This is a genomic window from Cellulomonas sp. NEAU-ZC6, from assembly GCF_056844425.1.
The window spans coordinates 519,185-534,376 of the sequence record NZ_JBXFYH010000002.1 but is presented as its reverse complement, the minus strand read 5'-3'; the positions used below and the strand labels follow the sequence as shown (position 1 = coordinate 534,376).

Below are 15,192 nucleotides of genomic sequence, written 5' to 3'. Positions count from 1 at the left end.
CCCTCGGAGCGGCGGCCGGCGTCAGCGCGGCTGGTACGGGGAGACCACGATCTCCACCCGCTGGAACTCCTTGAGGTCCGAGTAGCCGGTGGTGGCCATCGCCCGGCGCAGCGCACCGATCAGGTTGAGCGTGCCGTCGGCGGTGTGCCCGGGCCCGAACAGCACCTGCTGCAGCGTGCCGGCCTGGCCGACGTGCACCCGCTCGCCGCGCGGCAGGTGCGGGTGGTGCGCCTCGGGGCCCCAGTGCCAGCCCTGCCCGGGCGCGTCCGTGGCCCGGGCCAGCGCGGCACCCAGCATGACCGCGTCCGCACCGCAGGCGATGGCCTTGACCAGGTCCCCGGACCGGCCCACGCCGCCGTCCGCGATCACGTGCACGTACCGGCCGCCCGACTCGTCCAGGTAGTCGCGGCGCGCGGCGGCGACGTCCGCGACGGCCGTGGCCATCGGGGCGTGGATGCCGAGCGAGACGCGCGTGGTGTGCGCCGCGCCGCCGCCGAAGCCCACCAGCACGCCCGCCGCGCCGGTCCGCATGAGGTGCAGGGCGGCGGTGTAGGTGGACGCGCCGCCGACGATCACCGGGACGTCGAGCTCGTAGATGAACCGCTTGAGGTTGAGCGGCTCCGCCCGGCCCGAGACGTGCTCGGCCGACACGGTGGTGCCGCGGATGACGAACAGGTCGACCCCGGCCTCGACGACGTCCTTCCAGAACTCCTGCGTGCGCTGCGGCGACAGCGCGCCGGCGGCGGTCACCCCGGCCTCGCGGATCTCGCCGATGCGGCGGCGGATCAGCTCGGGCCGGATCGGCGCGGCGTAGATCTCCTGCATCCGCGCGGTCGCCTCGGCGTCGGGCAGCTGCGCGACCTGCGCCAGCAGCGGCTCCGGGTCGTCGTACCGGGTCCACAGGCCTTCGAGGTCCAGGACGCCGAGCCCGCCCGCGCGGCCCAGGGCGACGGCGGTCGCCGGGCTCATCACGGAGTCCATCGGCGCGGCCAGCACGGGCAGCTCGAAGTGGTAGGCGTCGATCTGCCAGCCGACCGACACCTCCTCGGGGTCCCGGGTGCGCCGGGAGGGGACGACGGCGACGTCGTCGAAGGAGAATGCGCGCCGTCCCCGCTTGCCGCGGCCGATCTCGATCTCGTTGCTCACCGGGACAGGCTACCGGCGCGGGCCCCTGCCGCCGGTCGCGACGGGGCCCGCGTCGGTCCGCTGCGTGGTCAGCCGGCCACGGCGTCCACGACGGCCGCGCTGAACGCCGGCAGGTCCTGCGGGTTCCGCGACGTGATCAGGGTGGCGCCCGCGGCCTGCGACACCACGACCTCCTGGTCGACCCAGGTGGCGCCCGCGTTGCGCAGGTCGGTCGCGAGCGACGGGTAGGAGGTGAGGGTCACGCCGTCCACCACGCCGGCCTCGATCAGCGTCCACGGCCCGTGGCAGATCGCGGCGACCGGCTTGCCGGCGCCGAGCACGGCCGTGACGAGGGCCTGGGCGCCGTCCTGGGTGCGCAGGGTGTCGGCGTTCACGGTGCCGCCGGGGATCACCAGGGCGTCGACCTCGTCCGCGGACACCTGGTCCAGCGTGCGGTCGACCGGGTACTCGCCGCCCGGGTCGAGGTCGTTGTTCACGGTGCGCACGGTGCCGGGCTCGGCGGAGACCAGCACCGGGGTGCCGCCCTCGTCGACCACCGTCTGCCACGGGGTCGTGAGCTCGGGCTCCTCGATGCCCTTGCTGCTGGTCAGGAACGCGACGGTGCGGCCGGTCAGGCGGGCCATGACGACTCCTTCTGCTCGGGTGCGCCCCGCGGTCGGCGGGGCCTCGTCCACCCTCGCCCCGCGGCGCCGGCGGCGCATCCCGGGCACGCCGGGCCACCTCCCGGGGCACGTCGGTGGCCGGTGCGATGCTGGCCGCGTGGGGAGGAGCGCCGCATGACCTGGACGGACGGCCCGCTGCTGGGGTTCGACACCGAGACCACCGGCGTGGACGTGGACCACGACCGCATCGTCACCGCGGCCCTGGTCCGCCGGGACCGCGAGGGCACGCACGTGCGGACCTGGCTGATCGACCCCGGCGTCGAGATCCCGGAGGGCGCCAGCGCGATCCACGGCATCAGCACCGAGCACGCGCGGGAGCACGGCGTGCAGCCCGGACCGGCCCTGGACGAGATCGCGGCCGCGATCGCCGAGGCGATGCGCGACGGCACGCCGGTCGTGGCGTACAACGCCTCGTACGACCTGTGCCTGCTGGAGGCGGAGCTGCGCCGGCACGGCCTGCCGACGGTCGAGGACCGGCTCGGCGGCGCCGTGCAGCCGGTCATCGACCCGCTGGTGCTGGACCGCGCCGAGGACCGGTTCCGCAAGGGCAAGCGCAAGCTGGTCGACCTGTGCGGGGTGTACCAGGTGGTCGACACCGGCAGCCTGCACACCGCCGACGTCGACGTGGTGGCGACCCTCGACGTGCTCGACCGGATCGTCGGGCGGTTCCCGCACCTGGGCGACCTGGACCTGGTCTCGCTGCACGACTACCAGGTGACCGCGCACCGGGCCTGGGCGGAGGCGTTCAACGCCTGGCGGGCCGAGCGCGGGCACACCGGGCCCGGCGCGGAGGCGACGTGGCCGAGCCGCGGTGCGCGCGCGGCGGTGCCGGCGCCCACGATGTCCGACGTGCCCACGGTGCCGGTGGCCACGCTCCTCGACGTCCCGGCGCAGCCCGAGCCGGTCGCGATCGCGCACGACCCCGAGCGGGACCGCCGGTTCGCCGGGGTGCCCGTGCAGGACGCGCTCATCGCCTGAGCCCACCTGGTGGCCGGGGGATCGCTGGGCGTGACGGGATCGCCTGCTGACCTGGGGCGCTATCCCGTCCGTGAGTTGCGTCGGGGGCGCCGTGCTCGCGAGGACACACGATCTCCGCATCTTGGGCCGAGCAGATATCTCATGGATGAGTTAGCGTCGTCTACGTGACCACGACCCCGACGACCGGAACCGTCCCGACGGCGACCTCGTCCCTCCCCACCGTGACGCCCACCCTCCCCGAGCAGCTCGCCCACGTCGGCTCGCTCGTGCGGTCCGCGCGCCGCCACCGCGGCCTGACGCAGACCCAGCTCGCCGAGCTCCTCGGCACCAGCCAGTCCGCCGTGCACCGCATCGAGCAGGGCGCGCAGAACGTCAGCCTCGACATGCTCACCCGGATCGGCGCCGCGCTCGACTCCCCGATCGTGACCCTCGGCGGCCCGCAGCACACCCACCTGCGGGTGCAGGGCGGCGCGCGCCTGAGCGGCCGGCTGGACGTGAACACCTCGAAGAACGGCGCCGTGGCGCTGCTGTGCGCCTCGCTGCTCAACCGCGGCACGACGCGGCTGAAGAACGTCGCGCGCATCGTCGAGGTGGACCGGATCGTCGACGTGCTGCGCTCGGTCGGCGTCCGCGCCACCTGGTCGGCGGACGGCCGCGACCTGGAGATCGTCGTGCCGAAGGACCTCGACCTCGAGGCCATCGACGTCGACGCCGCCCGGCGCACCCGGTCGATCATCATGTTCTTCGGCCCCCTGCTGGGGCAGCAGTCCGAGTTCCGCCTGCCCTACGCCGGCGGCTGCGACCTCGGCAGCCGGACCGTCGAGCCGCACATGATCGCGCTGCGCCCGTTCGGCCTGTCCGTGACGGCCAGCGGCGGCCGCTACCTGGCGCGCGTCACCGACCCGGGCACCGAGAACCTGTCGATCGTGCTGACGGAGCGCGGCGACACGGTCACCGAGAACGCCCTGATGGCCGCGGCCCGCCGCGACGGCGTCACGACGATCCGCAACGCCAGCCCCAACTACATGGTGCAGGACCTCTGCTTCTACCTGGAGCTGCTCGGCGTCCGCGTCGAGGGCATCGGCACCACCACCCTGCGGGTGCACGGCAAGGCGCAGATCGACGCCGACGTGGAGTACGCGGTGTCCGAGGACCCGGTCGAGGCGATGAGCCTGCTCACCGCGGGCATCGTCACCGGCTCCGAGATCACGGTCGGGCGGGTCCCGGTCGAGTTCATGGAGATCGAGCTGGCGACGCTGTCCGAGATGGGCCTGCGGTACACGCTGTCCGAGGAGTACACGGCGCACAACGGCCGCACCCGGCTGGTGGACATCACCGTGCACCCCAGCGACCTGCGGGCACCGCTGGACAAGATCCACCCGATGCCGTTCCCCGGGCTGAACATCGACAACCTGCCGTTCTTCGCGGTGATCGCCGCGTGCGCGACCGGCAGCACCCTGGTGCACGACTGGGTCTACGAGGGCCGGGCCATCCACCTGACCGACCTGACCCGGCTCGGCGCCGACGTGCGGCTGCTCGACGCGCACCGGCTGCAGGTGTCCGGACCCACCCGCTGGTCCGGCGCGGAGGTGTCCTGCCCGCCCGCCCTGCGCCCGGCGGTCGTCATCCTGCTCGCGATGCTCGCGGCCAAGGGCGAGAGCGTCCTGCGCAACGTCGACATCATCGCCCGCGGCTACGAGGGGCTGCAGGAGCGCCTGGTCGAGCTCGGCGCGCGGATCGAGACCTTCCGCGACTGACCGGGCCGCGACCGGCCCGCGACCGCCCGCGACCGCCCGCGACCGCGAGGTCAGCGCGCGCGCACGAGGTCGTCACTCACGAGTGACGACCTCGTCGTCGTGTGACGACCTCGTCGCCACGCGCCCGACGACCTCGCGGTGCCGCGGCGCGCGCGCACCGGACGGGGCTCGGGCAGGGACGACGACGGGCCCGGTGCGATCGCGCCGGGCCCGTCGCTCGTGCCGAGGTCAGCGCACGGAGTAGTTCGGGGACTCCGAGATCATCTGGACGTCGTGCGGGTGGCTCTCCTTGAGCCCCGCCGGCGTGATCCGGACGAACTTCCCGCGCGCCTGCAGCTCGGGGACGGTGTGCGCGCCGACGTAGAACATCGACTGGTGCAGCCCGCCGACCAGCTGGTGCGCGACCGCGGACAGCGGGCCGCGGTAGGGCACCTGGCCCTCGATGCCCTCGGTGATGATCTCGTCGTCGCTGAGGTTGCCCTGGAAGTAGCGGTCCTTGGAGTACGACCGGCGGTCGCCGCGGCTCTGCATCGCGCCGAGCGAGGCCATGCCCCGGTAGCGCTTGAACTGCTTGCCGTTGACGAACACCAGGTCGCCGGGCGACTCGTCGCAGCCCGCGATCAGGCCGCCGACCATGACGCTGTCCGCGCCGGCGACGAGGGCCTTGGCGATGTCGCCGGAGTACTGCAGGCCGCCGTCGGCGATGACCGGCACGCCGGCCGGCTTCGCGGCGAGCGACGCCTCGTACACGGCGGTGACCTGCGGGACGCCGACGCCGGCGACCACGCGGGTGGTGCAGATGGAGCCGGGGCCGACACCGACCTTGACCGCGTCCACGCCCGCGTCGACCAGCGCCTGCGCGCCGGCCCGGGTGGCGATGTTGCCGCCGATCACCTGGACGTGCTTCGTGGCGGGGTCGGACTTGATCCGTCGCACCATGTCGAGCATCAGGCGGGCGTGCCCGTTGGCGGTGTCGACGACGAGCGCGTCCACGCCGGCCTCGACCAGCGCGGTGACGCGGTCCCAGGCGTCGCCGAAGAACCCCACGGCCGCGGCGACGACCAGGCGGCCGCTCGCGTCCTTGGTGGCCATCGGGTACTGCTCGGACTTCACGAAGTCCTTGACGGTGATGAGGCCCTGCAGGCGGCCCGCCTCGTCCACCAGCGGCAGCTTCTCGACCTTGTGCTTGCCGAGCAGCGCGGCGGCGTCGGCGTTGGAGATCCCGACGGGGCCGGTGACGAGCGGCATCGACGTCATCTCGTCGCGCACCCGCCGGGTGTCGAACTCGCCCGGGGGCACGAACCGCAGGTCGCGGTTGGTGATGATGCCGAGCAGGCGGCGGTCCGCGTCGACGACCGGCAGGCCGGACACGCGGTACTTCGCGCACAGGGCGTCGAGCTCGGCGAGCGTCGCGTCCGGGCCCACGGTCACGGGGTCGGACACCATGCCGGACTCGGAGCGCTTCACCAGGTCGACCTGGTGGGCCTGCGCCTCGATCGACAGGTTGCGGTGCAGCACGCCGATCCCGCCCTGGCGGGCGAGCGCGATGGCCATCCGCGACTCGGTGACGGTGTCCATGGCGGCGGACACGAGCGGGATCGACAGGGAGATCTCACGCGTGAGGCGGGTCGTGGTGTCGACCTCGCTCGGGATGACGTCGGTCTCGCCCGGGAGCAGGAGGACGTCGTCGTAGGTGAGACCGATGAAGCCGAACGGGTCGGCAGGCGCGGCGGATCCAGGGGTACCCAGGTCGGTCATCCCCCGATGATACGGCCACCTCTCGCGCCTCTCGGCGGCCGGTGACGTGACCTGCGCGACCCCCGCGTCAGCGGATGAGGCCGCGCCGGAGCCCGATCGCCACGGCCTGCGCGCGGTCGGCGGCGCCGAGCTTGCGGAACAGCCGGCGGGCGTGGGTCTTGATCGTGTCCTCGGACAGGAACAGCTCCTGGCCGATCTGGGCGTTGGACCGCCCGTTGCTCATGCCGACCAGCACCTCGACCTCGCGCTTGGTCAGCGACACCTCGGTGCCGCCGGTGCTCTGCGCGGGCAGCTCGGTCCGGGTCACCACGGGCGTGGGGGCGCTGGCCACCGCGCCGTGCGCCACGAGACCGTCCTGCACGGCGACGCCGCCGGCGCCCGACGGCAGCGCGGGGCTGGCGAGGATGTGCGCGGCCACCGCGGCCAGCTCGGCGCGACCGACGTCCGGGGCGAGGTAGCCGCGGGCACCCAGGGCGATGGCCCGGTCCAGCGCGATCTCGTCGCCCGGCACGGCCAGCATCACCACCGTCGACTGCGACGGCACGGCGCGCAGCCGGCGGATCGCCTCGACCGGCCCCGGGGAGGGCAGGTGCGCGTCCAGCAGCACGATGGTCGGCGGCACCCGCCGCGCCAGCGTGACCAGCTCGTCCACGGAGGCCGCAGCGCGGACCGGTGCCAACGAGGGCACACCGAGTGCCGTGAGGACGATGCGTTCCCGCACCGCCGTCGATCCGTGGCACACCACGACGCCAGCCATCGACCTCCGCCTTCCAGCCCGTGCCAGGACCCTGGCGGATCCGGCTTCCCTCCTGTATCGGCCGGATCGGGCCCGACGTTAGCGTCCGGGGGTCACAGTTCGTGTCAGCGGCAGACCGCGACGACCTCGTGCACCAGGCCCGGGACCGTCCGGACGCGGTGCACCTGGCGCCCGAGCGGGACCTCCGCGGCGGCCTCGTCGGGGACCATCACGAACACCGGCAGCTCGGGGTGCTGCTCCGCCACCGCGGCGACGAGGGCCAGGTCGGGGGCGGGCAGCTCGCTGGACAGCACCAGCGCCGAGGGGGACGTCATCGCCGCGATCTCGAGCAGCCGGTGCCGCCCCGTGGGCCCCGCGACGACCCGCGCGTCCACGCCGGCGTCGGCGAGCGCGCCCGCGAGCACGTGCAGGGACAGCGGCCGGGGTTCACCCGGCGCCGCGAGCAGCAGCACGATCCGGCGGCGCGACGGGTGGCCCGGCACGCGGCCGGACCGGTGCCGCAGGACGGCCAGCGCGGCGGCCACCACGAGGGCGTCCGGCTCGTCGCCCGGGCGGGCCAGCACGGTGCGCGAGGCGATGCCCGCCCGGGCGGGCGCCACGAGGTCGGACCACCACCGGACCAGGTCGCCGTCCGCCGCCAGGGCGAGCAGGCGGGCGACCTCCGGCGCGTCGGCGCGCAGGGCGGCGTCGATCACCGTGGTGGGGCTGGCGGGGCGGTCGCGCCGCGAGGTCGTGGCCGCCGGGGCGGGCGCCGCCCGGAGCGCGGGTGCCGCGGCGCCGGAGGGGCTGCGCTCCCCCGGCGCGTCCGGCTCCTCGTGCTCGCCTCCCGGCCCGGACGCGTCGGTGGCGTCGGGCTCGGGCGCGTCGGGCACGGTGGTCAGGTGCCGCACCGGCGCCAGGACCGGCGCCGCCGCCGGCGTGCCCTCGCGGGCGAGCCGGGCGGCGTCCGACGGCGGGACCCCGTCCAGCGTGAGCGAGCGCATCGTCATGAGGCGGGCGAGGTCGACCGCGCTGTACCGGCGGTGCGCGCCCGCGGTGTGCTCCGACGGCCCGAGCCCGTAGCGGCGGTCCCAGGTGCGCAGCGTCGCGGGCGCCACCCCGAGCCGCGCGGCGACGGCGGCCACGGTGAGGATCGGGCCGTCGAGCTCGCCGAGGTCGACGTCGCCCGCCACCCGCTCGTCGTCGCCGGCGTCGCCCGCGTCGCCGGCGGGCCGGTCGTCCTCGGTGTGCTGCATCTCGTCCGTCTCGTCGTCGGCCGCCGTCCTGGCGCCTGGGTCGATTGTGCCGAGGATCTGGCGCGGTTGCCAGCGACCGTGGCCCGGATCGTCCCGAACCGCGCCAGGGTGCCGACCGAATCGCGCCAGCGCTGGTCAGCGGTGCATGGGTGACGCGTTTCGACCGGATCGCGACACGGTCTTGAACAACTGCTGGCGCGGTTGTACTGTCCTCATCAGTGCAGCCGCCACGGAGCACCAGGGACCGAGGTCCCGGGAGCACCGGTGGAGCTGTCGACCAGGACGAACGCCCGACGGCCGTCCGCCGTCGAACGGATGGAGGACCACATGGCCGAGATCTCCCGCCTCCCGGGACCCGTCATGGAGCTCTGGGAGTGGCAGTACCAGGGTGCCTGCCGCGACGCCGACCAGGACCTGTTCTTCCACCCCGAGGGCGAGCGGGGCGCGGCGCGCCGCCGCCGCGCCGAGGCGGCCAAGGCGATCTGCGCGAGCTGCCCGGTGCTGAACGAGTGCCGCGAGCAGTCGCTGGCCGTGCGCGAGCCGTACGGCGTGTGGGGCGGGCTGTCGGAGGACGAGCGCTCCGCGCTCCTCGCCAGCCGCGCCGGCAAGACCCAGGCCCAGGTGGTCTGACCCCCGAGACGTGGTGACCCACGGCGGTGCGATACCGCCCGGTCACCATCAACGACGACGAGGCCCCCGCGCGCGTGCGCCGGGGGCCTCGTCGTCTCTGGTTCCCGGCGCGTCCCGGAGCAGCCGGGGCGGCCCGGAGGCGGCCAGCGGCGGCCGGCCTCAGAGCGGGCGGCCCGCCCGCATCTCGGCGACCAGGGACGCGACGACCGCGTCGAGCTCGCCCGCGTTCCGCCGGGCCACGGCCCGCTGCCGCTGGTAGGACGCGCCCTTGCGCAGGACGACGCGCACGGCGTCGAGCTCGGCGGAGCAGGCCAGCCGCTCCGCGACGGGCTCCAGGTCCACCAGCAGCCGGGCGACCGCGTCGGTCACGAGCTCCTCGTCGCCGGCCGCGTCCGTGATGATGATCGCGTCCATCCCGTAGCGGGCGGAGCGCCACTTGTTCTCCTGCACGAACCACGGCGGCATGGTCGGCAGCGGCTCGCCCCGGTCCAGCAGCGTGGAGAAGTGCTCGACGAGGCAGTGCGTGAGCGCCGCCATCGCCGTCACCTCGAGCAGGCTGGGCGACCCGTCGCAGATCCGCGTCTCGATCGTGCCGAACCGCGGTGACGGCCGGACGTCCCAGCGCACCTCGTCGAACGCGTCGATCACGCCGGTGTGCAGCATGTCGCCGACGTAGGCCTCCAGCTCCTCCCAGCGCTCGAACTGGAACGGCAGCCCGGCGGTCGGCAGCTGCTGGAACATCAGGGCCCGGTTCGACGCGTAGCCGGTGTCCTTGCCGCCCCAGAACGGGCTGGACGCGGACAGCGACTGCAGGTGCGCGAAGCAGGTCAGCAGCGCCCGGGAGATCGGCAGCACCTTGGCGCGGTCCTCGATGCCGACGTGCACGTGCACGCCGTAGATCAGCATCTGCCGGCCCCACCACTGCGTCCGGTCGATCAGGGTGGCGTACCGCTCCTTGTCGGTGACCTTCTGCTGGGTCCAGCGGGCGAACGGGTGGGTGCCCGCGCTCATCAGCTCGACGCGCAGCGGGTCGGTGACGGTGCGGACCTCGTCGATCGCGCGCTGCAGGTCGGCCCCGGCCTCGCCGACGGTCCGGCAGACGCCGGAGACCACCTCGACGGTGTTCAGCAGCAGCTCCTGCCGGATGGCCGGGTGCTCCCCGCCGCCGGGCGGCCGCACGGCGTCCAGCACGGTGCTCGCCACCTGGCGCAGGTCGCCGGAGTCGGCGTCGACCAGCGCGAGCTCCCACTCCAGGCCGACGGTGGACCGCTCGGAGCTGGCGAACGGGAGCCGGGCCGGCGTGGTCACGCGACGCCGCCGACCGGCTCGACCACCAGTACCTGCTGCTGGCCCGCCACGCGCGTGAGCACCACGGTCGCCGCGGCGGAGCCCTTGAGGTCGAGCTGCCGGCGCAGCTGCTCCGGGACCACCGCGGTGCCGCGCTTCTTGATCGTGAGCGAGCCGACCCCGCGCTCGCGCAGGTAGGAGCGCAGGCGCTTGAGGCCGAACGGCAGCTGGTCGAGCACGCGGTAGGCCGTCGCGTACGGCGTCGCGTGCAGCGCGTCGGAGGTCACGTAGGCGATGGTGCGGTCCACGAGCCGACCCTGCACCTCGGCGGCCGCCTCGGCCACCAGGCCGGCACGGATCACGGCACCGTCGGGCTCGTACAGGTACGCGCCGACCGCGCCGACGGGCGGGTGCGCGTGCTCCTCCGCGTCCCCGGCCCGCAGCACCGCGGCACCGCCGGCGCCCCCGAGCAGCAGCGCCGACCGGCCGGGACCCTCGGGGGCGAGCGGGCCGAACCACAGCCCGAGCTCGACGACGTCGCCGTCGACCGACACCCACTGCGCCTCGGCGTCCGCGGGCAGCGCGCTGTGCGGGACGCCCGGGCCGAGCTTGAGCCCCAGCGCCGGCACCCGCTCGCGCAGCGCGAGCACGGCGTCGAGCGGCGGGGAGTACGCGGCGGGGTCGAACACCCGGCTGCCGCCGGAGGTGCGCCGCGCGGGGTCGGCGTACACGCCGTCGACGCCCTCGGCCGCCAGGTCGACGGCGAGCCCGTCCCCGTGCCGCACGACGGCCTCGGGGAAGGCGCGCAGGTTCACCGTGGCCAGCGCGGCGGTCGTCTCGTCGGCGTCCACGGCCAGCACCCGCAGCCCCATCGCCGCGAACGCCATCGCGTCCGCCCCGAGCCCGGACGTCAAGTCCGCGACGTGCTGCACGCCCGCGCTGACGTAGCGGCGCGAGTGCCGCGCGGCGACGACCAGCCGCGTCGCCTGCTCCAGGCCCGCGGGCGTGAACAGCATGCCGTCGGCGAACTCGCCGAGCTTGGCGTGGGCCTTGGCGCGCAGCCGGGACTGGGTGAGCGCGGCGGCCACCAGGTCGGCGTCGAAGCCCTCCTTGCGCAGCCGCTCCGACAGCGCCATCGTCTGGCCCTCGTCGTACGGCGGGAGGCTGGACAGCAGGTTCCAGCCCTCGGGGCTGAGCAGCTTGGCGAGGCCGGACGCATCCATCCCGCGATCCTCGCACGGGCGCGAGGGGGCCCGCGGGTGCTGGCACTCGCCTTGACCGAGTGCTAACGGCTTCCTAGAGTGCTGGTTGGCACTCCTCTCCGGGGAGTGCCAACCGCACCGCACGGTCGCCGGCACCCGCGACGACGGCCGGCCGTGACCACGGTGCGACAACGACATCAGGCAGCACTCACACGCGAAGGGGAGGTCCGCTGTGTCGGTCTCCATCAAGCCGCTCGAGGACCGCATCGTCGTCAAGACGCTCGAGGCGGAGCAGACGACGGCTTCCGGTCTGGTCATCCCGGACAGCGCCAAGGAGAAGCCCCAGGAGGGCGAGGTCCTGGCCGTGGGCCCGGGTCGCATCGACGACAACGGCAACCGCGTCCCGCTGGACGTGGCGGTCGGTGACAAGGTCATCTACAGCAAGTACGGCGGCACCGAGGTCAAGTACGACGGCGAGGAGTACCTCATCCTCTCCGCGCGCGACATCCTGGCGGTCGTCACCAAGTGACACCCCCGCCGGCCATTCGAGCCGGCGTCCACGAGGCCCTCTCCGTCCGCGGAGAGGGCCTCGTGCCGTTGGGGGCCCGGTGCCGTTGGGGCCCGGTGCCGTCGGGGGCCTGCTGCCGGCCGGCGGAGCGGACGCGCGTCGCCCGCCCGGCCGGGGCCGCCGGTCAGACGGTGACGGTCTCCAGCGGCATGGTGGAGTCGACGCCGATGCCGAAGTCCGAGGCCGGCAGCCCGCGCCGCACCACGGCCGCGCCGAGCGCCGCGATCATCGCGCCGTTGTCGGTGCAGTACCGGATCGGCGGGATCCGCAGGTCGATGCCGGCCGCGGCGCACCGCTCGGCGGCCACGTCCCGCAGCTGCGAGTTGGCGGAGAACCCGCCGCCGACCACGAGCGTGTCGACGCCGTGCGTGCGGCACGCGGCGATGGTCTTCGCCGTGAGCACGTCGGCCACGGCGGCGGCGAACGAGGCCGAGACGTCCTCGAGCGGGATCTCCTCCCCCGCGTCCTGCCGCGCCTCGACCCAGCGCGCCACGGCGGTCTTCAACCCGGAGAAGGAGAAGTCGTACGCGTGCTTCGCCTGGTCCTTGGCGGCGGTGAGCCCGCGCGGGAACCGGATCGCCGTCGGGTCCCCGGCGCGCGCCAGCCGGTCGATGTGCGGGCCGCCCGGGTAGGGCAGGCCGAGCAGCCGGCCGACCTTGTCGAACGCCTCGCCGGCGGCGTCGTCCAGCGTCGAGCCGAGCTCGTGCACGCCCGTCACGACGTCGTCGATCAGCAGCAGGCTGGAGTGCCCGCCGGAGACCACCAGCGCCATGACGCGCTCGGGGAACAGCCCGTGCACCAGCTCGTCGACGGCCGCGTGCCCGATGACGTGGTTCACGCCGTACAGCGGCACGTCGAGCCCGTACGCCAGGGCCTTCGCGGCGGCCGTGCCGACGGTCAGCGAGCCGACCAGGCCCGGCCCGGCGGTCACGGCGACGGCGTCGACGTCCGCCAGCGTGACGCCCGCGTCGGCCAGCGCGCGCTCGACGGTCGGGATCATCGCCTCGAGGTGGGCGCGGGAGGCGATCTCCGGGATGATCCCGCCGAACCGCGCGTGCTCGTCCATGGACGACGCGACCGCGTCGACCAGCAGCTCGCTGCGGTCGGGGTGGGCGCGGACCAGGGCGACCCCGGTCTCGTCGCAGGACGTCTCGATCCCCAGGACGAGCGGCGCATCAGACATGGCGCACATCCTAGGTCGCGGCGCGGTACCTGATGCGGCACGGTGTGACCTGGTTCATGCAGGTATCCGGAATGCCCCGGCTTGGTTGTGCATTCAACCGACCATGAGCACCGACACCGTCACCACCCCGGACCGGACCGAGCCGCGCGTGCCGCAGGAGGTCGTCGACCTGGTCTTCCGGGACGCCCGCACCGTGAACTCCTTCACCGACGGCGAGGTCACCGACGACCAGATCCGCGCGGTCTGGGACGTCGTCCGCTGGGGCCCGACCGCGCTCAACTCGCTGCCGCTGCGGCTGCTGCTGGTCCGCTCCCCCGAGGCCCGCGAGCGCCTGGTGAGCCACATGAACGAGGGCAACAAGGCCAAGACCGCGCGCGCCCCGCTGAGCATCGTCGTGGCCGCCGACCTCGACTTCCACGAGCAGCTGCCGCGCCTGGCCCCGCACATGGCCGGCGCCCGGGACAACTTCGCCGGCGCGGAGGACCTGCGCGCCCGGATGTCCCGCGACAACGCCTTCCTGCAGGCGGGCTACCTGATCGTCGGGCTGCGCGCCGCCGGGCTGCACGTCGGCCCGATGACGGGCTACGACGCCCCCGGGCTGGACGCCGACCTGTTCGCCGGCACCACGTGGCGGTCGATCATGGTCGCGAACGTCGGCAGCGCGCCGGCCGACGCCGAGGGCGCGCCGGCCTCGCACCCGCGCCAGGACCGCCTCGACTTCGCGGACGTCGCCCGCACCCTCTGACGGCCCCCGCACGCCGCGAGCCCCCGCCGGGTCCGGCGGGGGCTCGTCGCGTCCCGGGGCCCGGCGCCCGGGCCGGTCGGCGCGAGGACCGGCTCGGCGCCGGGACCGGCTCAGCGCGCGACGCGGCGGCGCATGGTCCAGGCGTCGACGTTCTCCGGCTGGTAGTAGCCCTTGCGGCGGCCGAACCGCTCGAAGCCCGCGCGCTCGTAGAGCCGCAGCGCCGGGTCGTTGTCCACCCGGACCTCCAGCAGCACGTCGCCGGCGCCGAGCTCGCGCGCGTGGTCCAGCAGCGCGTCGAGCAGCATCCGGCCCACGCCGCGGCCCTGCGCGTCGGGCCGGGTGCCGACGGTCATCACCTGGCCGTCGTACCCGTCGAACCAGAGCCCGGCGTAGCCGACCAGCTCCCCCGACGCCCGGTCCTGCGCCCCGACGTACCAGCGCCCCGGGCCGTCCAGCTCCTCCGCGAGCGCCGCGCGCGACCACGCCCCGGCGCCGAACAGCGCCTGCTCCATCGCCTCGAGCGCGTCGAGGTCCGCGGCGCCCAGCGGCCGGAGCAGGACGTCGGCGGGCGGGTGCGGGTCGGTCACGCGCGCGCCCGCTTGGCGGCGGCCGGCGGCACCGCGTCGGGGCGGCGCAGGTACAGCGGCTCGGTGCTGAGCTCCAGCCCCGGGCCGCCGACGGCCAGCCGGGCCAGCGCCACGCGCGCCAGGTCCGCCGGGTCGAGCACGGCCGTCGTCCCCGGCAGCTGCTCCGGGTACAGCCCGGTCGCCGCCCCCACGAGCCGCAGCCCGGCCGCGCCCTGCTGGGCGACGACCGCCGGCGCGTCCACACCGGGCCCGGCGAGGCGCTCGACGGTCGGCTGCGTCCCCGCGCCCACGACCGCCCGGTACCGGGCCCAGTAGACCTCCTTGCGCCGGGCGTCGGTCACGACCAGCACCTCGCCGTCCGGGGTGCCGGCACCCCGGACGGCCGCCAGGGCCAGAGCGTCCAGCGAGGACACCCCGTGCACCGGGATCCCCAGCGCGAGGCCGAGCGTGCGGGCCGTCACCAGCCCGACCCGCAGGCCGGTGAACGGCGCGGGGCCGGTGCCGACCACCACGGCGGTGAGCGCGGAGCGCGGCACGCCGGCCTCGGCGAGCACCGCGTCCAGGAGCGGCGTCAGCGCCTCGGCGTGCCGCCGGGTCTCCCCGGACGAGCGGGTGGCGAGCGTGCGGCCCGCGTCGTCGACGACGGCGGCGGACGCGGCGGCGGAGGTGTCGAGCGCGAGGACGGGCACCGGTGGGG

15 protein-coding genes are annotated in these 15,192 nt (G+C 75.0%); 5 read left to right on the top strand and 10 right to left on the bottom strand.

The window, feature by feature from the left end:
- Positions 1-21 precede the first annotated feature (21 nt).
- Both AC1050_RS12610 and AC1050_RS12605 read right to left on the bottom strand, forming a co-directional pair.
- A complete protein-coding gene (locus AC1050_RS12610) occupies positions 22-1,146 on the bottom strand; it encodes a GuaB3 family IMP dehydrogenase-related protein (protein ID WP_482387731.1) in 1,125 nt (374 codons plus the stop codon).
- 68 nt (positions 1,147-1,214) lie between these two features.
- Positions 1,215-1,769 carry a type 1 glutamine amidotransferase domain-containing protein gene (locus AC1050_RS12605; RefSeq protein ID WP_482387730.1) on the bottom strand — a complete coding sequence of 185 codons (555 nt, stop codon included), beginning with the start codon at positions 1,767-1,769 and terminating at the stop codon, positions 1,215-1,217.
- Between the two features lie 153 nt (positions 1,770-1,922).
- On the opposite strand from AC1050_RS12605, the gene AC1050_RS12600 reads away from it, so the two are divergent.
- Together AC1050_RS12600 and AC1050_RS12595 are read left to right on the top strand one after the other, a co-directional pair.
- Positions 1,923-2,786 carry an exonuclease domain-containing protein gene (locus AC1050_RS12600; RefSeq protein ID WP_482387729.1) on the top strand — a complete coding sequence of 288 codons (864 nt, stop codon included), beginning with the start codon at positions 1,923-1,925 and terminating at the stop codon, positions 2,784-2,786.
- Between the two features lie 221 nt (positions 2,787-3,007).
- Positions 3,008-4,543, top strand: coding sequence for a helix-turn-helix domain-containing protein (locus AC1050_RS12595; protein ID WP_482387937.1), 1,536 nt, complete (start codon positions 3,008-3,010; stop codon positions 4,541-4,543).
- A 228-nt stretch (positions 4,544-4,771) separates the two neighbouring features.
- Here the strand turns inward: AC1050_RS12595 and guaB are convergent, their stop codons facing one another.
- The 3 genes from guaB to AC1050_RS12580 form a co-directional block, all read right to left on the bottom strand.
- A complete protein-coding gene (gene guaB, locus AC1050_RS12590; protein ID WP_482387728.1) occupies positions 4,772-6,301 on the bottom strand; it encodes an IMP dehydrogenase in 1,530 nt (509 codons plus the stop codon).
- A gap of 67 nt (positions 6,302-6,368) precedes the next feature.
- Complete coding sequence (locus tag AC1050_RS12585; protein WP_482387727.1) at positions 6,369-7,058, bottom strand: response regulator transcription factor; 690 nt, start codon at positions 7,056-7,058, stop codon at positions 6,369-6,371.
- Positions 7,059-7,162: 104 nt separating this feature from the next.
- Entirely contained in the window at positions 7,163-8,293 is a 1,131-nt protein-coding gene (locus AC1050_RS12580; RefSeq protein ID WP_482387726.1) for a MerR family transcriptional regulator, read from the bottom strand.
- Positions 8,294-8,620: 327 nt separating this feature from the next.
- Between AC1050_RS12580 and AC1050_RS12575 the strand changes: the two genes are divergently transcribed.
- Positions 8,621-8,923, top strand: a complete 303-nt coding sequence (locus tag AC1050_RS12575; protein ID WP_454049643.1) for a WhiB family transcriptional regulator — start codon at positions 8,621-8,623, stop codon at positions 8,921-8,923.
- A 159-nt stretch (positions 8,924-9,082) separates the two neighbouring features.
- Here AC1050_RS12575 and AC1050_RS12570 read toward each other — a convergent pair whose 3' ends face one another.
- Both AC1050_RS12570 and AC1050_RS12565 read right to left on the bottom strand, forming a co-directional pair.
- Positions 9,083-10,231 carry a glutamate--cysteine ligase gene (locus AC1050_RS12570; protein ID WP_482387725.1) on the bottom strand — a complete coding sequence of 383 codons (1,149 nt, stop codon included), beginning with the start codon at positions 10,229-10,231 and terminating at the stop codon, positions 9,083-9,085.
- Positions 10,228-11,433, bottom strand: coding sequence for a THUMP-like domain-containing protein (locus AC1050_RS12565; RefSeq protein ID WP_482387724.1), 1,206 nt, complete (start codon positions 11,431-11,433; stop codon positions 10,228-10,230). Before AC1050_RS12565 ends, AC1050_RS12570 begins: the two co-directional genes overlap by 4 nt.
- A 211-nt stretch (positions 11,434-11,644) precedes the next feature.
- Here AC1050_RS12565 and groES point away from each other — a divergent pair, with 211 nt between their 5' ends.
- The gene (gene groES, locus AC1050_RS12560; protein ID WP_122149810.1) at positions 11,645-11,941 is read left to right on the top strand and encodes a co-chaperone GroES; all 297 of its coding nucleotides are present in this window, start codon (positions 11,645-11,647) and stop codon (positions 11,939-11,941) included.
- A 163-nt stretch (positions 11,942-12,104) separates the two neighbouring features.
- Here the strand turns inward: groES and tsaD are convergent, their stop codons facing one another.
- A complete protein-coding gene (tsaD, locus tag AC1050_RS12555; protein WP_482387723.1) occupies positions 12,105-13,163 on the bottom strand; it encodes a tRNA (adenosine(37)-N6)-threonylcarbamoyltransferase complex transferase subunit TsaD in 1,059 nt (352 codons plus the stop codon).
- Positions 13,164-13,266: 103 nt separating this feature from the next.
- Between tsaD and AC1050_RS12550 the strand changes: the two genes are divergently transcribed.
- Positions 13,267-13,908, top strand: a complete 642-nt coding sequence (locus AC1050_RS12550) for a malonic semialdehyde reductase (RefSeq protein WP_482387722.1) — start codon at positions 13,267-13,269, stop codon at positions 13,906-13,908.
- A 110-nt stretch (positions 13,909-14,018) separates the two neighbouring features.
- On the opposite strand, the gene rimI is transcribed toward AC1050_RS12550, so the two are convergent.
- The gene (gene rimI / locus AC1050_RS12545) at positions 14,019-14,495 is read right to left on the bottom strand and encodes a ribosomal protein S18-alanine N-acetyltransferase (RefSeq protein WP_482387721.1); all 477 of its coding nucleotides are present in this window, start codon (positions 14,493-14,495) and stop codon (positions 14,019-14,021) included.
- Positions 14,492-15,184: a tRNA (adenosine(37)-N6)-threonylcarbamoyltransferase complex dimerization subunit type 1 TsaB gene (gene tsaB / locus AC1050_RS12540; RefSeq protein WP_482387720.1), complete on the bottom strand. Its 693-nt coding sequence runs from the start codon at positions 15,182-15,184 to the stop codon at positions 14,492-14,494. The genes rimI and tsaB overlap by 4 nt, the downstream gene beginning before the upstream one ends.
- Positions 15,185-15,192 lie beyond the last annotated feature (8 nt).